The organism is Mesobacillus stamsii (assembly GCF_030814065.1).
In the GTDB taxonomy this organism is placed as follows: domain Bacteria; phylum Bacillota; class Bacilli; order Bacillales; family Cytobacillaceae; genus Mesobacillus; species Mesobacillus stamsii.
This window is the reverse complement of sequence record NZ_JAUSUN010000017.1, coordinates 16,445-40,013: the sequence shown is the minus strand read 5'-3', so window position 1 is coordinate 40,013 and position 23,569 is coordinate 16,445. Positions and strand designations below refer to the sequence as shown.

Annotated in this window: 19 protein-coding genes, 1 other RNA gene and 1 other annotated feature; of the genes, 18 read left to right on the top strand and 2 right to left on the bottom strand. The window is 44.3% G+C overall.

The window, feature by feature from the left end:
* Nucleotides 1-117 precede the first annotated feature (117 nt).
* The 6 genes from secDF to dtd all read left to right on the top strand — a co-directional run bounded on the left by secDF (nt 118) and on the right by dtd (nt 8,865).
* Complete coding sequence (secDF, locus tag J2S25_RS13375; RefSeq protein WP_044395296.1) at nt 118-2,388, top strand: protein translocase subunit SecDF; 2,271 nt, start codon at nt 118-120, stop codon at nt 2,386-2,388.
* Between the two features lie 96 nt (nt 2,389-2,484).
* Nucleotides 2,485-2,802: a LapA family protein gene (locus J2S25_RS13370; protein ID WP_044395294.1), complete on the top strand. Its 318-nt coding sequence runs from the start codon at nt 2,485-2,487 to the stop codon at nt 2,800-2,802.
* A gap of 144 nt (nt 2,803-2,946) precedes the next feature.
* Nucleotides 2,947-5,316 (top strand): single-stranded-DNA-specific exonuclease RecJ, encoded by a 2,370-nt coding sequence (gene recJ / locus J2S25_RS13365; RefSeq protein ID WP_044395292.1) that lies wholly within the window; start codon nt 2,947-2,949, stop codon nt 5,314-5,316.
* Entirely contained in the window at nt 5,307-5,819 is a 513-nt protein-coding gene (locus J2S25_RS13360) for an adenine phosphoribosyltransferase (RefSeq protein ID WP_044395286.1), read from the top strand. Before recJ ends, J2S25_RS13360 begins: the two co-directional genes overlap by 10 nt.
* Before the next feature lie 355 nt (nt 5,820-6,174).
* Nucleotides 6,175-8,367: a RelA/SpoT family protein gene (locus J2S25_RS13355; protein ID WP_307192120.1), complete on the top strand. Its 2,193-nt coding sequence runs from the start codon at nt 6,175-6,177 to the stop codon at nt 8,365-8,367.
* Between the two features lie 57 nt (nt 8,368-8,424).
* Nucleotides 8,425-8,865 carry a D-aminoacyl-tRNA deacylase gene (dtd, locus tag J2S25_RS13350; protein WP_044395282.1) on the top strand — a complete coding sequence of 147 codons (441 nt, stop codon included), beginning with the start codon at nt 8,425-8,427 and terminating at the stop codon, nt 8,863-8,865.
* 46 nt (nt 8,866-8,911) lie between these two features.
* Here dtd and J2S25_RS13345 read toward each other — a convergent pair whose 3' ends face one another.
* The gene (locus J2S25_RS13345; protein ID WP_044395280.1) at nt 8,912-10,669 is read right to left on the bottom strand and encodes an N-acetylmuramoyl-L-alanine amidase family protein; all 1,758 of its coding nucleotides are present in this window, start codon (nt 10,667-10,669) and stop codon (nt 8,912-8,914) included.
* Nucleotides 10,670-10,845: 176 nt separating this feature from the next.
* On the opposite strand from J2S25_RS13345, the gene J2S25_RS13340 reads away from it, so the two are divergent.
* From J2S25_RS13340 to J2S25_RS13320, 5 genes are all read left to right on the top strand, one after another.
* Complete coding sequence (locus tag J2S25_RS13340; protein ID WP_044395278.1) at nt 10,846-11,022, top strand: hypothetical protein; 177 nt, start codon at nt 10,846-10,848, stop codon at nt 11,020-11,022.
* Between the two features lie 61 nt (nt 11,023-11,083).
* Nucleotides 11,084-11,321: a binding site (T-box leader), on the top strand.
* A gap of 79 nt (nt 11,322-11,400) precedes the next feature.
* The gene (gene hisS / locus J2S25_RS13335) at nt 11,401-12,678 is read left to right on the top strand and encodes a histidine--tRNA ligase (protein WP_241768524.1); all 1,278 of its coding nucleotides are present in this window, start codon (nt 11,401-11,403) and stop codon (nt 12,676-12,678) included.
* A gap of 13 nt (nt 12,679-12,691) precedes the next feature.
* Complete coding sequence (gene aspS, locus J2S25_RS13330; protein WP_307192119.1) at nt 12,692-14,467, top strand: aspartate--tRNA ligase; 1,776 nt, start codon at nt 12,692-12,694, stop codon at nt 14,465-14,467.
* Between the two features lie 63 nt (nt 14,468-14,530).
* A non-coding RNA gene (gene ssrS, locus J2S25_RS13325) (6S RNA) lies at nt 14,531-14,717 on the top strand.
* 260 nt (nt 14,718-14,977) lie between these two features.
* Nucleotides 14,978-15,739 (top strand): tRNA threonylcarbamoyladenosine dehydratase, encoded by a 762-nt coding sequence (locus J2S25_RS13320; protein ID WP_044395275.1) that lies wholly within the window; start codon nt 14,978-14,980, stop codon nt 15,737-15,739.
* A 49-nt stretch (nt 15,740-15,788) separates the two neighbouring features.
* Here the strand turns inward: J2S25_RS13320 and J2S25_RS13315 are convergent, their stop codons facing one another.
* On the bottom strand, nt 15,789-17,063 hold the full coding sequence (locus J2S25_RS13315) for a replication-associated recombination protein A (RefSeq protein WP_044395274.1): 1,275 nt from the start codon (nt 17,061-17,063) through the stop codon (nt 15,789-15,791).
* Between the two features lie 212 nt (nt 17,064-17,275).
* Here J2S25_RS13315 and cymR point away from each other — a divergent pair, with 212 nt between their 5' ends.
* The 7 genes from cymR to J2S25_RS13280 all read left to right on the top strand — a co-directional run bounded on the left by cymR (nt 17,276) and on the right by J2S25_RS13280 (nt 23,518).
* Complete coding sequence (cymR, locus tag J2S25_RS13310; protein WP_044395272.1) at nt 17,276-17,698, top strand: cysteine metabolism transcriptional regulator CymR; 423 nt, start codon at nt 17,276-17,278, stop codon at nt 17,696-17,698.
* A gap of 36 nt (nt 17,699-17,734) precedes the next feature.
* Entirely contained in the window at nt 17,735-18,889 is a 1,155-nt protein-coding gene (locus J2S25_RS13305; protein ID WP_044395270.1) for a cysteine desulfurase family protein, read from the top strand.
* Between the two features lie 29 nt (nt 18,890-18,918).
* The gene (gene mnmA, locus J2S25_RS13300; protein WP_044395268.1) at nt 18,919-20,034 is read left to right on the top strand and encodes a tRNA 2-thiouridine(34) synthase MnmA; all 1,116 of its coding nucleotides are present in this window, start codon (nt 18,919-18,921) and stop codon (nt 20,032-20,034) included.
* A 142-nt stretch (nt 20,035-20,176) separates the two neighbouring features.
* Nucleotides 20,177-22,600, top strand: coding sequence for an SF1B family DNA helicase RecD2 (gene recD2, locus J2S25_RS13295; RefSeq protein WP_044395266.1), 2,424 nt, complete (start codon nt 20,177-20,179; stop codon nt 22,598-22,600).
* Between the two features lie 82 nt (nt 22,601-22,682).
* On the top strand, nt 22,683-23,159 hold the full coding sequence (locus J2S25_RS13290) for a PRC-barrel domain-containing protein (protein ID WP_044395264.1): 477 nt from the start codon (nt 22,683-22,685) through the stop codon (nt 23,157-23,159).
* A gap of 9 nt (nt 23,160-23,168) precedes the next feature.
* On the top strand, nt 23,169-23,360 hold the full coding sequence (locus J2S25_RS13285) for a YrzR-like zinc ribbon domain (protein WP_084221870.1): 192 nt from the start codon (nt 23,169-23,171) through the stop codon (nt 23,358-23,360).
* A 23-nt stretch (nt 23,361-23,383) separates the two neighbouring features.
* Nucleotides 23,384-23,518 (top strand): YrzQ family protein, encoded by a 135-nt coding sequence (locus tag J2S25_RS13280; RefSeq protein ID WP_084221869.1) that lies wholly within the window; start codon nt 23,384-23,386, stop codon nt 23,516-23,518.
* The last annotated feature ends 51 nt before the right edge of the window (nt 23,519-23,569 follow it).

The window sequence follows — 23,569 nt, the reverse complement described above, 5'->3', positions numbered from 1 at the left end:
AAGCTTCATTGACAGTTTTTTTAAACTGATACATAATTAGAATGCTGTAAATTGATTGTTTTTTAATAGTACGGTGAACTGTCTGGCACAGGAAAGAATAAGGAGGATTTTTACATAATGGGAAAACGCAGCCGCATCTTGGCCTTCTTTTTACTGATTATTTTCATTGGTAGCGCCATGGGTGCAACAACTCAGAATATATTGAAGAATATAAACCTTGGCCTTGATTTGCAGGGTGGTTTTGAAGTGCTCTATGAAGTGACGCCGCTTAATGGAAAAGAAGGGCAAAAAGTCGACAAGGAAACCTTAAAAAGTACTGCGGACGCACTGGAACGAAGGATTAACGTTCTTGGTGTAAGCGAACCGAACATTCAAATAGAAGGCGAAGATCGGATTCGAGTACAGCTAGCTGGGGTAAAGGATCAAAATAAGGCACGAGAAATCCTTTCTACAGAAGCGAATCTTACTTTCCGCGACGTGAACGACCGCGTCATGATGGATGGCGGTGATCTGGAGGAAAATGGGGCGAAGCAAAGCTTTGACTCACAAAACAAACCAAGCATCTCAATCACGTTAAAAGATGGAGATCAATTCGGGAAAGTCACAAAAGAAATCCGTGATATGGCACCTGATAATCAACTGATCATCTGGCTGGACTTTGAAGAAGGCAAGGATTCCTACAAAGAAGAAAGAATGAAACCAAACCCTAAATTTCTTTCTAATCCTAATGTAGATCAAATCCTGAATCAAAAGAATGTGGAAATCACCGGTACCTTTACAATTGAGGAGGCACAACAGCTTGCGTCCCTCCTTAACGCGGGTTCCCTGCCGGTTCATCTGACAGAAACTTATTCCACATCCGTTGGCGCCAAATTCGGTGAACAAGCATTAAATCAAACCATTTTAGCTGGCATCGTTGGCGTTGCAGCAATATTCCTTTTCATGCTGTTTTACTACCGTTTGCCTGGCATGGTGGCAATTGTTACCTTATCGATTTACATTTATCTAATCTTATTGATATTTGATTGGATGAATGGTGTATTGACACTACCAGGTATTGCAGCTTTGATCCTCGGAGTGGGGATGGCAGTAGACGCCAATATTATCACGTATGAACGCATTAAAGAAGAAATAAAAGTAGGCAGAAAAATCAAGGCAGCATTCGAAGCGGGAAGCAAGGGCTCATTATCGACCATTTTGGATGCGAACTTGACTACACTACTGGCCGCAATTGTCCTGTTTGCATATGGGACAAGCTCAGTAAAAGGCTTTGCAACCATGTTGATCCTTAGCATTCTTGCGAGCTTCATTACGGCCGTTTATGCTACTCGACTATTTCTAGGACTATTAGTCAACAGTGGTTTGTTTAACAATAAACTCTGGCTGTTTGGTGTAAAGAAAGAAGAAGTTCATCAACTTTCCGAAGGTTTGGATCCGATTGATCTTAAAACAAAATTTGATCGATTCGATTTTGTGAAACATCGCAAAAAGTATTTTACTGCATCGGCGATTTTAATCGGGATTGGGATCGTTGTCGTGATTGCCTTCCGGTTGAACTTGGGTATTGACTTTGCCAGCGGAACAAGAGTTGAAATTCTATCTGACAGCAGGCTGACTACTGAACAGGTAAAGACAGGGCTTGCTAAGGCAAATATCGTGACGGACGATATCGTAATCTCAGGAGATAATGGGGAAATTGGAGTAGCAAGATTTAAAGATGTTTTAAACAAAGAGGAAATTTCCAACCTCAAATCGCAGTTGAGAGAAGAATTCGGATCAGAACCAAATATCGGTACAGTTTCGCCTACCATTGGAAAAGAGCTGGCTAAAAATGCAATGATTGCATTGGTCATTGCTGCAATCGGAATCATTATTTATGTAACGGTCAGATTTGAAGCAAAAATGGCGATCGCGGCAATTTTAGCCTTGCTGCACGATGCATTCTTTGTTATTGCTGTTTTTAGTATTACAAGACTAGAAGTGGATATAACGTTCATTGCAGCGATTCTTACCATCGTCGGTTATTCGATAAATGATACCATCGTTACATTCGACCGCATGCGTGAAAATATGGAGAAAAAGAAACGCTTGAGAACATCTGAAGAAATTAAAGATATTGTGAATTCTTCGCTGCGTCAAACGCTTGGCCGTTCAGTCAACACGGTTCTCACTGTTGTAATTACTGTAATAGCTCTCCTGATTTTTGGGAGTAACTCAATATGGAATTTCTCGTTTGCGTTATTAATCGGGCTGATCTCCGGTACCTATTCATCCGTTTTCCTTGCTGCTCAGCTATGGTATGGATGGAAGAACAAAGAACTTAAGAAGAAGGGCACCATTAAGACTTATAAGGAAAAGAAAGTCTATTCAGATGAGCCACAAGTGTAAGGATGAACAAAAATTCTCGGCTTTTTTCCAGATGGTTGGCCGGATAGATTGAACAGTTCGCGAGAAGATTACAGAAAATAAAAGGGAGGGAAATACATGAAGTTTCAATGGACGTTGCTGCTAGGGCTTGCTTTTGCATTAATAGTTGCCGTTTTTGCTGTCATCAATGTCGACTCGGTAACGGTGAATTATTTATTTGGCCAAGCAAAGTGGCCGCTGATTCTCATCATTCTTGGTTCAGTATTGATGGGTGGAATCATTGTTGGTTCAGTAGGCTTGTTCAGAATGTTTGTCCTTCAACGTGAGGTAAAGACTTTGAAAAAGCAAAACAGGTCATTAGAGGAACAGTTAGCTCAAAAGGAATCAACTCCGCTGGAACAAGAACAAGAACAACAAATTCAAGATATTCATTGATATCTCGCAAAATGGCAGCCTGAAAAAGGCTGCCATTTTTGTATTTGGTGTTTCCTTTTGCGAAATTAAAAAGTCGATTATCCTTGATTGTCATTGAAACCATGCCCATGCTTTTGTATAATGAAAAGGCTAAGAGGTGAACGTATGTTAAAACCAAAATCAAGGTGGATCATCAAGGAATCGGACCGCATCAAAATAGAGTCCCTTGCAAAAGACCTGAAGATAACGAATTTGACTGCTACATTGCTAGTCAATCGCGGATTGGATACCGTGGAAGATGCCCGGTATTTTTTATATGCACAAAAAGGCAAGTTTCATGACCCTTTTTTGTTGAACGATATGGGGAAAGCAGTTGAAAGGATCAAAAAGGCAGTAGAAACACAGGAACCGATCTGGGTATTTGGAGATTACGATGCAGATGGTGTCAGCAGTACAACAGTCATGATGAAAGCCCTACATGAAATGGGAGCGAACGTAGATTATTATATTCCGAACCGTTTTACAGAAGGGTATGGCCCGAATGAAAAGGCGTTCAGCTTGGCTGCAGAGAACGGAATCAGGCTGATTATCACAGTCGATACTGGGATTGCTGCCATTCATGAAGCAAATATTGCCAGCGATTTAGGCATCGATCTGATTATAACGGATCATCATGAACCGGGTCCGGTTTTGCCTGATGCGTTTGCTATCATTCATCCAAAACTAAAAGAAAGCAATTATCCTTTCAAAGATTTGGCTGGTGTTGGTGTAGCATTCAAGGTGGCTCACGCTTTGCTAGGAAGACTTCCTGAGCATTTGCTGGAGTTTGCTGCAATCGGGACGATTGCCGATCTAGTTCCTTTGCTAGGCGAAAACAGACTGATCGCCATAAAAGGAATAGAAAAATTAAAGACAAGCCAGACACCGGGCTTAATTGCACTGCTTAAGATCGCCAAAACGGACCGGTCATCAATTGATGAAGAAACGATTGGATTCATGATCGGGCCCCGTATTAATGCTGCTGGCCGATTAGGCAGTGCAGATCCTGCAGTGCAATTAATGATGACGTCTGAACCGGAAGAAGCAATGATGCTCGCCAAGGAAATTGATTCGATCAACAGCGAACGCCAAGCTATCGTTTCCAAAATTACGGAAGAAGCAGTTGCTGAGGTGGAGTTACACTATCCAATAAAAGATAATTCCGTTCTTGTTATTGGCAAGGCAGGCTGGAACGCCGGTGTTATTGGAATTGTAGCTTCAAAACTCGTAGAAAAGTATTATCGGCCAACGATTGTGCTCAGTTTTGATGAGGAAAAAGGGCTCGCAAAGGGGTCTGCCCGAAGTATTGCCGGCTTTGACCTTTTTGCAAACCTATCAACCTGCCGGGATATCCTTCCTCATTTTGGCGGGCACCCTATGGCTGCTGGGATGACACTGGAACTTAAGGATGTAGAGGAATTAAGGTCCCGACTGAATGCACGGGCAAAAATGCAGTTGAAGGAAGAAGATTTCACTCCGATTGTCCATGTGGATGCCAATTTGCCTGTCCAAGAGATTACGATTGAAACGATTAAGGAACTTGGCCTTCTTTCCCCATACGGTGTCAGCAATCCAAAACCGAAGGTGCTGATTGAGGGGGCGAATATTTCGACCATCAGGAAAATAGGGGCTGACCAATCCCATCTCAAACTGGCGCTCGAAGAGGATGGCAGTCTTATTGAGGGCATCGGCTTCGGTTTAGGCTATTTGCATGATCATATTTCGCCGAGCTCTAAGCTCTCGGTCATTGGCGAATTATCCATCAACGAATGGAACAATATCAAAAAGCCGCAGATTTTCCTAAAGGATTTGGCCGTCCGATCCTGGCAGCTATTTGATAGGAGAAACTCAAGAAATATCGAAAAGCTCCCAGCCATGATTCCAGACGACCAGCCTGTTCACTGGATCTATTTTCATGCTGAATTGGCCAATACGTTTTCGCCAATCATCGGAGATTCACTGCAGCTTGTAACGAGCAACGAACAGGCGGAGCAGATGGAGTTAAACGATTCATTCGTCGTCCTTTTGGACTTGCCTCCTAACAAAGATATTCTCAAAAGGCTATTTATGAAAAAGAGTCCCGGAAGAATCTATGTTTATTTTCATAAAGAAAACGGTGAATTCTTTACGACATTGCCGACGAGGGATCACTTCAAATGGTTTTACAGTTTTCTTGCCAAAAAAGGCCCTTTCGATCTAAAACGATATGGCACTGAATTAGCCAAGTATCGGGGATGGACAAAAGAGACTGTAGAATATATGTCACAGGTGTTTTTTGAACTAGATTTTGTTAAAATAAACAATGGGTTTATTTCACTAAAAGAAAATGTCCCGAAAAGGGATCTTACTGAATCCATAACATATCAGCACAAGGTGCAAGCATTCACTCTTGAAAACGAATTGCTATATTCATCATATGAGCAATTGAAAAATTGGCTAGACCAATTCGTTCAAGAGTCGGTGAAAAATGAGGAGGCAATTATTCGATGGATTTAAAACAATTCGTAACAATCGTTCCCGATTGGCCAAAGCCTGGCATTAACTTTAAGGACATCACCACTTTAATGGACAACGGCGATGCCTATAGATATGCAACAGACCAAATTGTGGCCTATGCCCGAGATAAACAAATTGACCTGGTAGTTGGTCCGGAAGCCCGCGGTTTTATTATCGGCTGCCCGGTTGCCTATGCACATGGGGTAGGCTTTGCGCCAGTAAGGAAGGATGGGAAGCTTCCGCGCGAGACCATCAAAGTCAATTATGGACTAGAGTATGGCAGCGATGTGTTAACGATTCACAGAGATGCTATCAAGCCAGGACAAAGGGTCTTGATTACCGACGACCTACTCGCCACTGGAGGAACAATTGAAGCAACGATCAAGCTAGTGGAAGAACTAGGCGGAATCGTAGCTGGCATCGCATTCCTGATTGAACTTACTTATTTGGACGGCCGCAAAAAGCTTGAAGGCTATGATGTACTCACACTAATGGAATTTTAATCACACGGGCGCTTCCTTGCGGGGTGCCTTTTCTTTTTTCGGAGGTGTCAGCGAAGCCCAGGAACGAAAATTAACACAAGCCGTTTAAAAAAGGGAAATGGGAACGGTTCCCTCTATCCTAATAGCTATCCTAATAGCGGAAATGGACGATCTTTCGACAATTTTTTTAATTTTTGCTGTAAATTATCTCCCTTTCTCTTTACATCTTTGCTTTTTTCTTTGATAATAGTAACAATCCTTATAAGAATAGTTATTGTATTTAAAAGGATTTCTTGTACATGTCATTTTTTCTCTGTGCCCGCTGGTAATCTTCAAAGCGGGTTAAAATATATAGAAATTTAAATTAGGTGATCCTATGGCGAATGACCAGGTAATGACAGCTGAACAAGTCATTGACTGTACAAAATTATATTTAAATGATCGACATGTTGAATTGGTTAGGAAGGCATATGAGTTCGCCAAAAAGGCTCATCACGATCAATTCAGGAAGTCGGGAGAACCGTATATAATCCATCCGATTCAAGTAGCGGGCATCCTTGCTGACCTTGAGATGGATCCAGCAACGGTGGCTGCCGGTTTTCTTCACGATGTCGTCGAAGACACGGATGTGACGCTTGATGATTTAAAAGTGGCCTTCAACGACGAAGTGGCGATGCTTGTAGATGGGGTCACGAAGCTGGGGAAAATTAAGTACAAGTCACATGAGGAACAGCAGGCAGAAAATCACCGGAAAATGTTTGTGGCAATGGCACAGGATATTCGTGTCATTTTGATCAAGCTTGCAGACCGTCTTCATAATATGAGAACTTTGAAGCATTTGCCAAGTGAAAAGCAGCGCAGAATTTCCAATGAAACGCTGGAAATTTTTGCCCCGCTCGCTCACAGGCTCGGTATTTCGAAGATCAAATGGGAGCTTGAAGATACGGCCTTGCGCTATTTGAATCCGCAGCAATACTACCGAATCGTTAATTTGATGAAAAGGAAGCGGGCAGAACGCGAACAGTATCTGGAGGAAGTCATCGTAGAAGTGAAGCAAAGGCTGAAAGAAGTTTCCATCAAGGCTGAAATTTCGGGTAGGCCAAAGCATATTTACAGCATCTATCGCAAAATGGTGCTGCAAAACAAGCAGTTCAATGAAATCTACGACCTCCTGGCAGTAAGGATTGTAGTCAACAGCATTAAGGACTGTTACGCGATTCTGGGAATTATCCATACTTGTTGGAAACCAATGCCTGGACGGTTCAAGGATTATATTGCGATGCCCAAGCCGAATATGTACCAGTCGCTGCACACTACCGTCATTGGTCCTAAAGGGGATCCGCTCGAAGTCCAGATCCGGACAGATGAAATGCACCGAATCGCTGAATTCGGCGTCGCTGCACACTGGGCTTACAAAGAAGGCAAACCTGCTGATAGCTCTAATTTTGAAACGAAGCTATCCTGGTTCAGGGAAATTCTTGAATTTCAAAATGATACGGCGAATGCCGAAGAGTTTATGGAGTCTCTTAAAATAGACTTATTCTCAGATATGGTATTTATTTTCACCCCGAAAGGCGATGTCATTGAATTGCCTGCGGGTTCCGTCCCAATCGATTTCGCCTACCGGATTCATTCCGAAATCGGCAACAAGACGATTGGTGCAAAAGTGAATGGCAAAATGGTCACGCTTGATTACCAGCTGAAGACAGGGGATATCATTGAAATTCTTACGTCTAAACATTCTTACGGACCAAGCAAGGACTGGCTAAAGCTAGCGCAAACCTCTCAGGCTAAAAACAAAATTCGCCAATTTTTTAAAAAGCAGCAGAAAGATGAAAATGTCGAAAAAGGCAGGGAGCTTTTAGAAAAAGAAATCCGCAATCTGGATTTTGAAGTCAAAGAAATCCTAACTTCTGAGAACCTTAAAAAGGTATCAGAGAAATTCAATTTTAGCAATGAAGAGGATTTATTCGCCTCGATTGGCTATAACGGCATCACCGCGCTCCAGGTAGCGAACAGGCTGACGGAAAAGCTTCGCAAGCAGCGTGACCTTGAGCAAGAAAAGGATATTTCGAATGCCGTTTCCGAGCTTAAATCGTTCACGCCTGCAAAGAAACGGGAATCAGGAGTGCGGGTATCTGGCATCGACAATCTGCTGATCCGGCTTTCGCGTTGCTGTAATCCAGTACCTGGGGATGATATTGTAGGTTTCATCACAAAAGGCAGGGGTGTATCTGTTCACCGTTCCGACTGCACTAACATCCACACAGAGGATGCTCAAGCCAGACTGATCCCAGTTGAATGGGAAACAGCGCTTAATGACCGGAAGGAATACAATGTCGATATTGAGATCAGCGGTTACGACCGCAGAGGCTTGCTGAACGAAGTACTGCATGCCGTCAATGAAACGAAGACGAATATTACTGCCGTTTCCGGTAAATCAGATAAAAATAAAATGGCTACGATTAATATGTCGATCGCCATCCTGAATGTCAGCCATCTGCAAAAAGTTGTCGACCGGATCAAACAAATACCCGATATTTACGCGGTTAGAAGGGTTATGAGTTAATTTTGCTGCTTAATCGGAATAAGGGACCAAGGATAGTAGTGTGCAAGGAGAATGATCATGCGGTTAGTAATTCAGAGAAGCAAAGAAGCCAAAGTGACAGTTGATGGAAAAGTGACTGGCTCGATTGATAATGGATTGGTCATCCTAGTGGGCATTACCCATCAGGATACGCAAAAAGATGCTGCGTTCCTTGCCGAGAAGGCAGCGAATTTACGAATATTTGAAGAGGAAACCGGCAAGATGAATCTTTCCCTGCTTGATGTCGGCGGAGAGGTTCTTTCTGTTTCTCAGTTTACGCTTTATGGAGATTGTCGCAAAGGCCGCCGTCCGAACTTCATGGATGCCGCAAAACCTGACCATGCACAAGCAATTTATGAAGCATTCAACCGATTGCTTGCTGAAAAAGGCTTGAAGGTGGAAACGGGTGTTTTTGGCGCCATGATGGACGTGCAATTGACCAATGATGGTCCGGTTACTTTGATTCTCGATAGCAAGTGAATCCGCGTTAAAAGCAGAGATCCCAAAGCGGAATCCCTGCTTTTTTTTACTTATTTTTAAAATAGCGAGCTAGCCCTTCGAATATACCATTGGTAACGGCTTCCTGGTATTGCTGGGTGTTTACGAGCATCTCTTCCGCTGGATTGCTAAGATAGCCTAATTCAAGCAGTACGGCTGCCTGGCTGTTTTCCCTGATGACATGATAGTCGCCAACGCGAGTCCCGCGGTTTTTCAGCATCGTTTTGCTTACCACCGAGGAGTGGATTTGTTCACCAAGGGGTTTTTGCTTTCCGTGATAGTAGTAAGTGGTCATCCCTCTGACGGTTCTGTCATTGATGCTGTCATAGTGAAGGCTGATAAAAGCATCTGCGTTATGATAGTGGGACGTGCTGACTCTGGATCCTAGTGAGATGTATTGGTCATTATTTCTAGTTAGGATTACGTTGGTTCCAGCAGCTCGGAGCTTCTCGTATAGAAGCTGTGCTGTTTTCAAGGTGAGTGTTTTCTCCAAAGATCCTCTTAAACCAGTTGTCCCATTGTCACGGCCGCCATGCCCGGGATCAATGACAACCGTTTTATTCTTAGTATGCTTTTCTGCACCAGGCTTTTCTATTTTAGGTGCATTGCCCTGTACGGAGACGATCCACCCTGCGACAAAGCCGGTTTGTCCATTTGCAAGAGTGATTTTATACCAATCGTTTTCGACACTTACTATTTGGAAGCTGTCTCCTTGATCGGCGCGGAGAACTACTGGTGTTTCTGTGCTTGGGCCTTTACGGATGTTTGTCCCATTATGAAGCATCGAAACTGTGCTATTTGTTATTGGTTTACTGGACACCACTGAAGATCCATCTTTCTTGATATCAAAAAACCAGCTGGCAGCCCAACCTGCTTTCCCAGGCTGATATTCAATTTTGAGCCATTCGTTTTTTTCCTCAAGAATCTTAAAGGTTTGCCCTTTGGAAATCGAACTGATCACAGAGCCATTCAGTGAATTTTGGTTACGGACATTCAGGTTGGATGCAGTTACCGTACCCGTGAATTGATCTGCAGGAGCAGGGGATCCACTGCCTGAAGAAGGTGTTCCGCTGATCTTCAAGTAATCAGCGCTTACCCATGCCTTTTTCCCGCCATAAGTAATCTCAGCCCAGCCATTGGACTGAGAGTGGACGGGAACGACTGCTCCACTGTTTAATTGGCCAACTTTGCTGGCGTTTAACGATGGTTTCTCCCTTACATTCAGGGAGGTGGCGGTGACCGTCCCGTTTGATTCAGCAGGTTTTTTTGATTGTGTCGTCGGTTCCTTCTTTTTTGAGTCTATGTACTCGATGGAAACCCAGCCTTGTAAAGCGGAAGTTCGAACTTCGGCCCAATCGCCTTTTGAATGGAGGATTTCGATCGTCTGACCATTAGCAAAGTAGCCTATCACCTCATAATTGGTTCCAGGTCCTTTCCTTACCCGCAGGCCATCAACGGTAACGCTTCCCAAATTGGCAGCTGGATCTTGCGAAACAATGGGCTTAACAGCTTCCCTTGAAGTGAACCATTGTGCCACCCAGCCGTATTGGCTGTCGCTAAGGCGAAGGTAGAGCCAATCGCCGTCCTCCTTGATGATTGGGAATTTTTCACCTTTTTTCACGGACCCTGTAACAGAATAACTCAGTCCAGGACCACTCCTGACATTAAGACTTGTAGCAGTGATCGATACACTGCCATTATCTGCTTGGACCGTTTCCAAGCCAGACAGGTTCCCAAAAAAAAGCATAAGGCAAAGGATGACAGGAACCATTTTGTTTCTGGGCATGATCTCCCTCCCTCTATTTAAAAGTGTTCTAAAAATATAGTACCGGAATTTACCGGTAAAATCACGAAGACTTTTTTCTTTTATCGGAATTAATAGAGAATCAATAAGTGAAAAGCAGTTAAAATGATCGAAGGGTGGGAAGAATAATAGGCAAGAAACGATTGGAAGGTGAGATCATGCGGTTCAGTGATAAAGGAATTTCTGCAACGACCGGTGAAAATCAGTTATTTGGAGTGGATTTCCACGATTTTACCCAAAAAGAACAAAACTCTCATGTCGTGGAATTGGCTTCAGAATTCGGACTTTCTCTCCGTGACGTGAGGAAACTAAAAAAACAGCTGGAGCGATCTTGAATTGTGCTTGACATTGCTAATTGGACTCCGTATTATAATATAAATAAAATGTCATACGGAAAACATACCGTTGAAGGGGAATTAGTAGCCGGGATACAGATGGAAAGAGAGGAAATGCCTTGGCTGTAAGCATTTCTGCATGATGACCTGGTGAATGAACACTCCGGAGGGTTTTCTCTGAACATCGGCTCTTGCCGTCAATAGGAGAAGACGTCGCAGGCGTTAACTGTTAAAGAGGTAGTGCCAATAGGCGCTTCAATTAGGGTGGCACCACGGGAATATAAGCTCTCGTCCCTTGTTATTATAGCAAGGGATCGGGGGCTTTTTTTGCATTTTTTTCTTCATACATAAAGAACTTATGAAAAAGAGGGATGAACTTTGTCAAATCAAATCAAAATTCCACGCGGAACACAGGACATTTTGCCAGGCGACTCGGAAAAATGGCAGCTGATAGAGACGAAAGCAAGAGAACTTTGCGAAAGATACCAATATCGGGAGATCAGAACTCCAATTTTTGAACATACAGATTTGTTCCAGCGAGGCGTTGGCGATACGACAGATATCGTTCAAAAAGAGATGTACACATTCACCGACAGAGGCGGCCGGAGCCTTACACTGCGCCCGGAAGGAACAGCAGCCGCTGTCCGCTCTTTTGTCGAGCATAAAATGTTTGGTAATCCAAATCAGCCAGTAAAGCTTTATTATATCGGGCCGATGTTCCGGTATGAACGTCCTCAGGCAGGACGCTTCCGTCAATTTGTCCAGTTTGGCGTAGAAGCAATGGGAAGTGCCGATCCAGCGATCGATGCCGAAGTAATCTCACTTGCGTTGAGACTTTATCAAGAGTTGGGCCTGAAAAAGCTGAAGTTGGTGATTAATAGCCTCGGAGATAAGATAAGCCGTACAGCGCACAGAGAGGCACTAGTTACCCATTTTTCACCGCGGATTGGGGAATTCTGCACGGACTGCCAGAATCGCCTTGAAAAAAATCCAATGCGCATCCTTGATTGCAAAGCGGACCGTGATCACGAGCTGATGAGGTCAGCACCATCGATTATCGATTACTTGACGGATGATTCAAGGAACTATTTTAACAAAGTTACAACCTTTCTGACAGACATGGAAATTGAATTCGAAGTGGATGCCAATCTTGTGCGCGGTTTGGATTATTATAACCACACCGCATTTGAAATCATGAGCAATGCGGAAGGCTTCGGAGCCATCACCACGCTGTGCGGCGGAGGAAGATACAATGGCTTGGTCGAGGAAATCGGTGGTCCGGAAACACCGGGGATCGGTTTTGCATTAAGTGTAGAGAGGCTGATTGCGGCACTTGAAGCAGAAGGAGCTGAACTTCCGGTCAAGGAAGAAATCGATTGTTACCTCGTTTCACTTGGCGATGAGGCAAAAGATTATACGGTAGGTCTGCTTCACCAGCTAAGAATGGCTGGTTTCTCGGCAGAACGCGATTATCTTGACCGGAAAATCAAAGCTCAGTTCAAGGCTGCGGACAGGGTCAACGCCAAGTACGTGGCCGTTTTAGGGGAAAATGAACTGAAAGAAAAGAAAATCAATCTGAAGTCGATGGCGGACGGAGTTCAGATCGAAGTACCGCTTGAGAGCTTTATTGAAAAATTCAAGGAAATCTGCAGATAGTGGGGGAGTTTAGATGTTTGGAAGAACATATTTTTGCGAGGAAGTAACAGAAAAGGCAATCGGCGAAACGGTTACACTAAAAGGGTGGGTGCAAAAGCGCCGTGACTTGGGAGGGTTGATTTTTATCGACCTTCGGGACAGAACCGGTCTTGTCCAGATTGTGTTTAATCCTAAAGTGTCACCTGAGGCGCTTTCCATTGCCGAGAAGGTCCGAACAGAATACGTACTTGATGTGAAAGGGACCGTCCTTGCTCGCGATCAACGCAGCGTAAACGAAAACCTGAAAACAGGAACGATCGAAGTGCAGGTTGAGGAACTGACTATTATCAATGAAGCGAAAACAACACCGTTCATGATTGAAGACAAGACGAATGTATCAGAAGATGTACGTTTGAAATACCGCTATCTTGATCTACGCCGGCCGGTCATGTTCGAGACCTTTAAGATGAGGCATCAGGTGACCAAAGCGATTCGTGGTTATCTGGACGGCGAAGGGTTCCTGGATGTTGAAACACCAATTTTAACAAAGAGCACACCTGAAGGTGCTAGGGATTATCTCGTTCCAAGCCGTGTGCATCCGGGTGAGTTCTACGCTCTGCCACAATCTCCCCAGATTTTCAAGCAGCTGTTGATGGTTGGCGGCTTTGAACGTTATTACCAAATCGCCCGATGCTTCCGCGATGAAGATCTGCGTGCTGACCGCCAGCCGGAATTCACGCAAATTGACATCGAAACCAGCTTCATGAGCCAGGAAGAGATCATCGGTCTAACTGAAAAAATGATGCAAAAAGTCATGAAGGATGTAAAGGGAATAGAAGTGGAATTGCCATTCCCGCGGATGAGCTACCAGGAAGCAATGGACCGTTTCGGTTCGGACAAACCGGATACACGCTTCAGCATGGAGCTTGTCGATCTTTCCGATTTAGTGAAGGATAGTGAGTTTAAGGTATTCGCAGCGGCAGTAGCAGCAGGAGGCCAAGTTAAGGCGATCAATGTCAAAGGCGCAGCAGCAAATTACTCGCGCAAGGATATAGATGGCTTGACTGAATTAGTCGCTGTATATGGAGCAAGAGGCTTGGCTTGGCTGAAAGCAGAAGAAGATGGCTTGAAGGGGCCGATCTTAAAATTCTTTGACGAAGAAAAGCAGGCTGCAATTCAAGCCCGGCTGAACGTCTCTTCCGGTGACCTTTTGTTATTCGTAGCAGATAAGAAAAAAATCGTGGCAGATGCACTAGGTGCCTTGCGTCTGAACCTAGGAAAAGAGCTTGGCTTGATTGATCAGAGCAAATTCGATTTTCTCTGGGTAACAGACTGGCCACTATTGGAATTCGATGAAGATGCAGACCGGTATTTCGCTGCACATCATCCTTTTACCATGCCGGTTCGCGAAGATTTGCCAAAGCTTGAGAGTGACCCAGCCAATGTAAAAGCACAGGCATATGACCTTGTTCTGAACGGATATGAGCTTGGCGGTGGCTCGCTGAGGATTTTTGAAAGAGATATCCAGGAAAAAATGTTTTCCGTGCTTGGTTTCACAAAAGAACAAGCATATGAACAATTTGGATTTCTGCTAGAAGCCTTTGAATATGGCACGCCGCCTCATGGAGGCATTGCGCTCGGATTAGACAGGATGGTTATGCTGCTTGCAGGCAGAACCAATTTGCGCGATACGATCGCTTTCCCAAAAACAGCAAGCGCAAGTGACCTTTTAATGAACGCTCCTGATGCAGTAAGCGGCGCCCAAATGGAGGAATTACATCTATCGCTTAATGTTAAAAAAAACCAGTGAATCCTAACACCCTAGATTCTTGAAATTGCCTCAAGTGTGTGGTAATATAATATCAACAGCTGAAGAGTCCTGATGTGTTCGTTGTTTAACCTGAAGTTTTGACCTAACATCTATCCTTCGGGAGCACGAGTTTTCGGGCCGCGTAAATGCCTCTCACACGAGGACTTACAGAAACCTGGAACAGGGCACCCACCTGCTAAGAGCGGGTTCAAGACGAAGGCATACACGCGACGGCACGATTGGGACTCTTCCTACATACAAAAAAACCATGCGTATGCATGGTTTTTTTGTATGTAGGCCGCAGCTAGACAATCAATTCCAAGGGCTAAGAGTCTGTCCAATAAAAGGGTATCTTGCCCTTATGCAGGCAGTTGTTTTAGTAAAAAAACCCGAAATAGATAAAATTAGGGGAGTTGTGATTTCCAATTCGCTATAAATTGATCAATGGATATGTTATATTCGAAAGCAGGAATAGCAGTGACAGTGATTTTATAATTGGAGTGAATGTAGATGCTTCATCAATTTTCTAGAAATGAACTGGCCATCGGCAAAGAGGGCCTTGAGATAATGAAAAATAGTACGGTTGCCGTTTTAGGGATCGGCGGTGTAGGTTCGTTCGCTGCAGAAGCGCTTGCCCGGTCTGGAATCGGCAAGCTAATTTTAATCGACAAGGACGATGTCGACATCACAAATATCAACCGCCAGCTGATTGCGCTGCTTTCCACGGTCGGCAAGCAAAAGGTCGAAGTTATGCGTGACAGGATCATGGATATTAATCCTGATTGCGAAGTGGTAGCGCTGAAAATGTTTTATACGGAGAAGACCTACGAAGAGATTTTTGGCTACAACCTTGACTTCATCGTCGATGCCTCGGATACCATCTCCTATAAGATTCATCTGATCAAGGAAGCGATCAACCGTGGCATTCCGATGATTTCCAGCATGGGTGCAGCAAATAAAATGGACCCTACACGATTCCAGATTGCCGATATTTTCAAGACGCATACCGATCCGCTTGCGAAAGTCATCCGCACCCGCCTGCGAAAGGAAGGCGTTAAAAAAGGAATCCCCGTAGTCTTTTCCGACGAAAGCCCAATTGTTGTCAGAGAGGATGTGCAGAAAGAAGTAGGCAATAACAATGCTGAAATCCGTAAAGCACAGATGCCTCCTTCCTCCAATGCGTTCGTTCCCTCTGTTGCAGGACTTATCATGGCTAGCTATGTCGTCAGGGAATTGTTACGAGATATCGAGATTGAACGAGTAAACAGCTAAAGAGCAAGCGTAAAAACCGCACGAAGAAGCGGCAAGGTTTCCTAACCGCTTATTTTCTGTATCCAGTAATTTTCTCATAGATGGAGGCAATAGCCTGTTCAAACTTTCCGGTCTTTTTAGGTTGATAATACACTTTGTGCTTGATCCTATCTGGAAGATACTGCTGTTTTACCCAGCCGCCTTCGTAGTCGTGTGGGTAAAGATAGTCTAGGCCGCGCCCAAGGTCTTTGGCACCTTTGTAATGGGCATCCTTCAAGTGATCAGGCACTTCTCCGCTGATGCCCGAGCGGATATCAGCCAGTGCTGAGTCAATAGCAGTATAAGCAGAATTTGATTTAGGGGACAGGCATAACTCAATCACTGCATTGGCAAGTGGAATCCTGGCCTCTGGGAAACCGATCCTTTCGGCTGCTTCAATCGCTGCTAAAGTCCTTTGCCCTGCCTGAGGACTGGCCAATCCGATGTCTTCATAGGCAATAACCAGAAGTCGGCGATTGATGCTGACAAGATCACCTGCTTCAATCAATCTTCCGAGATAATGGAGAGCCGCATTTACATCGCTGCCCCGGATGGATTTTTGGAAACCTGAAAGAACATCGTAATGAGCATCTCCATCTTTATCGTGTGCCAGACTTTTTTTCTGCATGCATTCTTCTGCAGTAGTCTCATCGATATGGATGATTCCATCTCCATCGGGATTAGTGGAAAGGACAGCAAGTTCGAGGGCGTTCAAGGAACTTCTCACATCGCCGCCGGAGGCTGTGGCAAAATGGGAGAGGGCTTCTTTCGTCAGCTCTATTTTCTGGCTGCCGAGACCTCTTTCTTCATCGGCAATTGCCCTGTGCAAAGCCGTTTTTATATCATCTGGCTCAAGCGGCTTTAATTCGAAAATCTGGCATCTTGACCGGATCGCTGGATTGATCGCGTGATATGGATTGCTCGTTGTGGCACCGATCAGCACGATCATCCCATTTTCCAGATAGGGAAGCAGGAAGTCCTGTTTTGCTTTATCAAGCCGGTGTACCTCATCAAGCAGCAGGATGACTTTGCCTGACATCTTCGCCTCTGCAGCCACTATTTCCATATCCTTTTTATTGTTCGTTACCGCATTCAGGGACCTGAAGGCAAAATTTGTGCTTCCGGCGATCGCGTTGGCTATCGAGGTTTTGCCGATGCCAGGCGGTCCGTATAGAATCATCGATGACAATTGTCTCGCCATTACCATTCTGTTAATGATTTTTCCTTCAGCTACCAAATGAGCCTGGCCGATCACTTCCTCAATCGTCCGCGGCCTCATCCTGAAAGCAAGCGGTTTAAGGTTCATTGCTCATCCCTCCCTAACTGGGCAAATTCGTTTACCTATACAATACCATGAACAAGGGACTTGCGCATTGTTCCTGCCAGTTATGCTATAATGTCAAAAGCCTACCTATTGACTGAGGATTTTTGTTACTATATACCTTGTAAGCATGCTCTCGTGCATGTTTTAATCTAACAAATAAAGATCACCCCAATAATGGAACAGAGGTGTGCAAAATGAAAATTTCCACGAAAGGGCGCTATGGACTGACCATCATGATCGAGCTCGCCAAAAATTACGGCGAAGGTCCAACTTCGCTAAAGGCGATTGCCCAAGCGAATGATTTATCAGAGCACTATTTAGAACAGCTGGTTGCTCCGCTTAGAAATGCCGGATTGGTGAAAAGCGTTAGAGGAGCATATGGTGGATATATTCTTGGCTCTGAACCTTCGCATATCTCAGCAGGCGATATCATTCGAGTTCTCGAAGGCCCAATCAGCATTGTCGAAGGCATTGAGGATGAAGAACCCGCCAAGCGTGAATTGTGGACAAGAATCAGAGATGCCGTAAAAGATGTGCTGGACAATACCACGATTGAAGATCTGGCTAACCACACCGAACAAGTTGGCGAATCCGATGCTTATATGTTTTATATATAACGAAAAATCTATCTTCTAATAAGAGAGGGAAAAAGTTTGAATAGAATCTATTTGGACCATGCGGCCACTACACCGATGCATCCAGAAGTCCTGGCTGAAATGGTAAAAGTAATGACAACGGAGTTTGGAAATCCTTCAAGCATCCATCATTTCGGGCGCGAGGCCAGAAAAATCCTTGATGCTACTCGTGATGAACTGGCAAAGAGCATTGGGACAAAAGCGAATAATATTCTGTTCACAAGCGGCGGAACAGAAAGCGATAACCTTGCTGTTATTGGATATGCCGAACAAAACCGTGCAAAAGGACAGCATATCATAACTACACAGGTGGAACACCACGCTGTGCTGCATAGCTGTATGGAGTTGGAAAAGCGCGGTTTTGAAGTTACCTACCTCCCTGTCGATGAAAATGGCTATGTTAACATGAAGACATTTGACGATGCATTACGTGAGGATACGATTCTTGTTACTATCATGTACGGAAATAATGAGGTGGGCACAATCCAGCCGATCACAGAAATAGGACAACGCCTTGCTGAACACCAGGCTGTTTTTCATACAGATGCTGTGCAGGCTTACGGGATTGAAAACTTAGATGTGGAAGAGATGAAAGTAGATATGCTTTCCGTTTCGGCCCATAAAATGAATGGACCAAAAGGGATTGGTTTCGTTTATATCCGTGATGGAATAAAGCTGGCTCGCCAACTGTTCGGCGGAGAACAGGAAAGGAAGCGCCGGGCTGGCACAGAAAATGTCGCAGCCATAGCTGGATTCCGAAAAGCAGTCCAACTATCACAAATAGACCTTGATACGAAACGCATCTTCTATAGGGATTTAAAGAACCGTTTTATCAAAAGACTTGAAGATAGTGAAATCCACTTCCAGCTGAACGGATTGCTTGATTATACAATGCCGCATATTTTAAACTTAAGCTTTCCTGGTACAAATGTCGAAGCAATGCTTGTCAATCTGGACCTTGCTGGAATCGCGGCATCAAGCGGTTCAGCATGCACAGCAGGTTCCATCGATCCATCGCATGTGCTTGTGGCGATGTTCGGGAAAGAATCTGAAAGGCTGACAAACTCCATCCGCTTCAGTTTCGGATTACACAATACACAAGAACAGATCGACAAAGCAGCTGAGGATACAGCAAAAATTGTCCAGAGGCTGACGAAAAACAATGGAGCTTAAGGGTAGACTAGTAGAGGGAGGGGAAGCCAATGGAAAAATCACCGAAGGATACGAGAGTGGTGGTTGGGATGTCAGGAGGGGTTGACTCATCCGTCGCTGCACTGATTCTGAAGGAACAGGGCTATGATGTGATCGGCATCTTCATGAAAAACTGGGATGACACCGATGAATTTGGGGTCTGCACTGCTACGGAAGATTACGAAGATGTAATCCGCGTCTGCAACCAGATTGGCATTCCGTATTATGCAGTCAATTTTGAAAAACAATACTGGGATAAGGTTTTCACTTATTTCCTTCAAGAATATAAAGCGGGAAGAACGCCAAACCCAGATGTCATGTGCAATAAAGAAATCAAATTCAAAGCATTCCTTGAACATGCGATCAATCTTGGAGCAGATTTCCTTGCGACTGGCCACTATGCACGGGTGGAAGACCGGGACGGCGAGCGAAAAATGCTCCGCGGACTCGACGAAAATAAAGACCAGACGTATTTCTTAAACCAGCTGAATCAGCATCAGTTGGAAAAAGTACTATTCCCGATCGGCGATATGGAAAAGTCTCGTGTGAGAGAGCTGGCAAAGGAAGCAAATCTAGCCACTGCAGCGAAAAAAGACAGTACTGGCATTTGTTTTATTGGCGAAAGGAATTTCAAGGAATTCCTTGGGAATTACCTTCCAGCCCAGCCGGGAAATATGGAGACGATGAGTGGCGAGGTAAAAGGCATGCATGATGGATTGATGTATTATACAATCGGCCAGAGACAAGGGCTTGGAATTGGGGGTGCAGGCGAACCATGGTTCGTTGTAGGCAAGGACCTTGAGCGCAATGTATTGCTGGTGGAACAAGGATTTCATCATGATCTGCTCTATTCAGACAGCATTACGGCTGTGAATATCAGCTTCGTATCCGAAAAACCGAAGCCGAAAACATTTGAGTGCACGGCAAAATTCCGCTATCGCCAACCTGATAATGCTGTAACTGTAGAACTTCTGGACGATGGGACTGCAAAAGTGATTTTTACCCAACCAATCCGCGCTGTCACTCCCGGACAAGCTGTTGTTTTCTATGATGGAGAAGAATGTCTTGGCGGTGGAACAATTGATGAGATTTTCAAAAACGGAAGCAAGCTGACTTATGTCGGTTAATCCTGATTAATCCCCGGCGAGCCTGCTTCGCTGGGGATTATTTTGGGCAACTGCATAGCTGATTATGATATACTTAGCATGGAGAATGGCGTGTTCAAAGCACAGTAAACGCGAATGAATCAGCGGAAAGGGGGAAGAAACTTTGGATAAGCAAGACTCTTTAGATTTGTTTGCAGAGCAGGGGAAATTCATGAAAGGGAAGCATTTAGTGACCATCTTTCACAATGAACAAAACCTGTACACCGTGCTAAGAATCAGGGTCGAAGAAACGAATGAACAATATGATGATAAAGAGGCAGTCATTACCGGGTACTTCCCCAAGGTTCATGAGCAGGAGACGTATACTTTCTTTGGTGAAGTAAAAGAACATCCGAAGTTTGGCGCCCAATTTCATGCAACGCATTTCAGGAAAGACCTTCCCCAATCCAAACAGGGAATCATCAGCTATCTATCCAGTGATCTTTTTAAAGGAATAGGAAAGAAAACAGCTGAAAAAATTGTCGAAACGCTTGGTGAAAAAGCGATTGCAAAAATAATTGATAATCCCTCCGTTTTGGATCAAATTCCGAAGCTGGCACCCGAGAAGGCAAAAGACTTGTATGATTCTTTGATGGAACATCAGGGCCTTGAACAGGTGATGGTCGCTTTGAACGAATATGGTTTTGGCCCACAGCTGTCGATGAAAATATATCAGGTATATAAAGAACAGGCGATTGAAGTGATCCAAAACAATCCTTATAAGCTTGTCGAAGATATTGAAGGCATTGGTTTTGGCAGAGCGGACGAGCTTGGAAGCCAGCTTGGATTGACAGGGAACCATCCTGACCGGATCAAGGCGGCTTGTCTTTATACATTAGAAAATTCCAGCATCCAAGGTGGACACGTCTACATGGAAGCGGAATCGCTGCTGGTCGATGTCAAAAAGTTGCTGGAAGACAATCAAAATTTTGAAATTGAATTTACGGAAATCTCTCAGGAAATCATCAAGCTAGGTGAAGAAGGAAAGCTGATTTCCGAAGAACAGAAAATCTATTTGCCATCGCTTTATTATTCAGAAAAGGGACTTGTCGCTAAGGTGAAGAAAATTCTTGACCAGACGGAGTATGAAAATCAATTTCCTGAATCGGAATTTCTGCTTGCACTCGGGAATCTTGAAGAGCGTCTAAACGTCCAATATGCTCCGAGCCAAAAAGATGCCATCCAAACGGCGCTGATGTCTCCTATGATGATCCTCACGGGCGGACCTGGCACAGGAAAAACGACTGTGATAAAAGGAATCGTTGAACTATATGGGGAATTGCACGGCTGTTCCTTAGATCCAAGAGATTACAAAAAGGAAGAGCCATACCCGTTTTTACTGGCAGCACCTACCGGCAGGGCGGCAAAACGAATGACCGAGTCCACTGGTTTGCCTGCAGTGACCATTCACAGACTGCTTCGCTGGAATGGTGCGGAAGGCTTTGAATATAATGAGGATCAGCCGCTAGAAGGGAAAATCTTGATTATAGATGAGACATCAATGGTCGATATTTGGCTTGCTTATCAATTGTTCAAATCACTGCCTGATAATATTCAGGTGATAATGGTCGGGGACGAAGACCAGCTTCCTTCAGTCGGCCCTGGCCAAGTCTTAAAGGATTTGCTTGATTCCGGCAGAATCCCGACCGTGAGACTTACGGATATTTACAGGCAAGCAGAAGGTTCCTCTATTATTGAACTTGCCCACCAAATCAAAAAAGGATTGCTTCCTGCTGACATTTCTGTCCAAAAATCCGACCGATCTTTTATCCAGTGTACAACAAACCAAATTCCTCAAGTAGTCGAAAAGGTTGTTGCTAGTGCTAAGAAAAAAGGTTATTCGCCAAAGAATATCCAGGTGCTTGCCCCAATGTACAGGGGACCTGCGGGAATTGACCGCTTAAACGAACTATTGCAGACGCTATTCAATCCGAATGCAGACGGAACAAGAAAAGAGCTTGCCTTTGGTGATATAAAATATCGAATTGGCGACAAGGTTCTCCAGCTGGTCAACCAGCCGGAAGCGAATGTATTCAACGGGGATATGGGCGAGGTTATCGCGATTTTTTACGCGAAGGAAAATGTCGAAAAACAGGATCAGCTAATCGTGTCATTTGACGGTATTGAGGTCACCTACAACAGGCCGGAGCTCTCGCAGATTACCCATGCTTATTGCTGTTCCGTCCATAAATCTCAGGGAAGTGAATTTCCGATTGTTGTCCTTCCGGTCGTAAAAAGTTATTACCGGATGCTGCGCAGGAATTTGATTTATACGGCCATCACAAGAAGCAAGCAATTTCTGATTCTTATTGGCGAAGAGGACGCCCTAAAAATGGGCATCGAACGCGGACAGGATAAGGAGCGGAATACGACACTTGTTGAAAAGCTCGTCGAGATGCTCCCGGAATGGAGCGGTAATCGCATAGATAGTAAAATTTTACCAGACGTAAATCGTAAGAACTATATGGGAATCGTTAAGAATGCAGACCCGATGATCGGAATGGGTAATTTGACTCCTTACGATTTTATGGAAGAAAATGAAGCATAATATTGTTTTGGAAAACCTTACACCGCATGATTAACCGATCAATCGCAAAACCTAAGAGTGTTCGGAAAGGCGGGACACACTTTTGCGGACATTTTCACGATTAAAGGGATTGCCTGTATTTGAATTGGCAAGTGGGCAAAAACTGGGCGAAGTATGTGATGTAAGCATTTCAAGCAATGGAACCGTAGTAGGCTTACTAGTTCAACGAGGTGGATTCATCAAGAAAACGTTTCAGGTCAAGATCGGAGAGGTTGCATCGTTTGGCTCGGATGGTCTAATGGTGAAGGATCAGTCAGTGTTGCAGCGTCTAGAGGCAGAGCCTGAATATACGTTTGAACAAAAGGAAGGACTGGCTGGCAAAATCCTGCTCTCTAGGGATGGAGAACAGCTGGGTTTATTGAACGACGTATATTTTATGGAAGAACTGGGCACGATTGTAGGGTACGAACTAACAGATGGCTTTTTTTCAGATATCATGAATGGAAAGCGTGTCGTCAAGACAACGGGTCCGCCTGCAATCGGAAAGGATGCCATCATCGTGACAGTGAAACAGAGATGAGGTGTCCTTATGTTAAGTTGCCCGAATTGCCAAAGCAAGGATATTGGCAAAATTGGCATCAACCAATATTACTGCTGGAATTGTTTCATAGAGCTGTCCTTGAATAATGGCCTGATCCATACCCATCAAGTCGAAGAAGATGGAACATTAAGCTCCCTTGACGACTTATTCGACGAAGATCAACGTCAATACGGCATATAAAAAAATCCGAAGAGGTGAAGCGCATGAACAAAATGTTACCCTCCGTTATCGCATTGGGTGCGGGTATGGCAGTTTATCGTTATGCTTCTAATAACAATATAATGTCTGGCAGGAAAATGAAGAAGCTAGGCAGAAAAATGTCAAAAGCATTTCTTTAACAAGTATAAATCCCCTGTATAGGATTACAGGGGATTTTTTCGACGGTTAAC

Coding starts and splice junctions, on each gene's coding strand:
- secDF (WP_044395296.1), top strand. CDS start 118: ATGGGAAAACGCAGCCGCATCTTGGCCTTCTTTTTACTGATTATTTTC.
- J2S25_RS13370 (WP_044395294.1), top strand. CDS start 2,485: ATGAAGTTTCAATGGACGTTGCTGCTAGGGCTTGCTTTTGCATTAATA.
- recJ (WP_044395292.1), top strand. CDS start 2,947: ATGTTAAAACCAAAATCAAGGTGGATCATCAAGGAATCGGACCGCATC.
- J2S25_RS13360 (WP_044395286.1), top strand. CDS start 5,307: ATGGATTTAAAACAATTCGTAACAATCGTTCCCGATTGGCCAAAGCCT.
- J2S25_RS13355 (WP_307192120.1), top strand. CDS start 6,175: ATGGCGAATGACCAGGTAATGACAGCTGAACAAGTCATTGACTGTACA.
- dtd (WP_044395282.1), top strand. CDS start 8,425: ATGCGGTTAGTAATTCAGAGAAGCAAAGAAGCCAAAGTGACAGTTGAT.
- J2S25_RS13345 (WP_044395280.1), bottom strand. CDS start 10,669: ATGCCCAGAAACAAAATGGTTCCTGTCATCCTTTGCCTTATGCTTTTT.
- J2S25_RS13340 (WP_044395278.1), top strand. CDS start 10,846: ATGCGGTTCAGTGATAAAGGAATTTCTGCAACGACCGGTGAAAATCAG.
- aspS (WP_307192119.1), top strand. CDS start 12,692: ATGTTTGGAAGAACATATTTTTGCGAGGAAGTAACAGAAAAGGCAATC.
- J2S25_RS13320 (WP_044395275.1), top strand. CDS start 14,978: ATGCTTCATCAATTTTCTAGAAATGAACTGGCCATCGGCAAAGAGGGC.
- J2S25_RS13315 (WP_044395274.1), bottom strand. CDS start 17,063: ATGAACCTTAAACCGCTTGCTTTCAGGATGAGGCCGCGGACGATTGAG.
- cymR (WP_044395272.1), top strand. CDS start 17,276: ATGAAAATTTCCACGAAAGGGCGCTATGGACTGACCATCATGATCGAG.
- mnmA (WP_044395268.1), top strand. CDS start 18,919: ATGGAAAAATCACCGAAGGATACGAGAGTGGTGGTTGGGATGTCAGGA.
- J2S25_RS13285 (WP_084221870.1), top strand. CDS start 23,169: ATGTTAAGTTGCCCGAATTGCCAAAGCAAGGATATTGGCAAAATTGGC.
- J2S25_RS13280 (WP_084221869.1), top strand. CDS start 23,384: ATGAACAAAATGTTACCCTCCGTTATCGCATTGGGTGCGGGTATGGCA.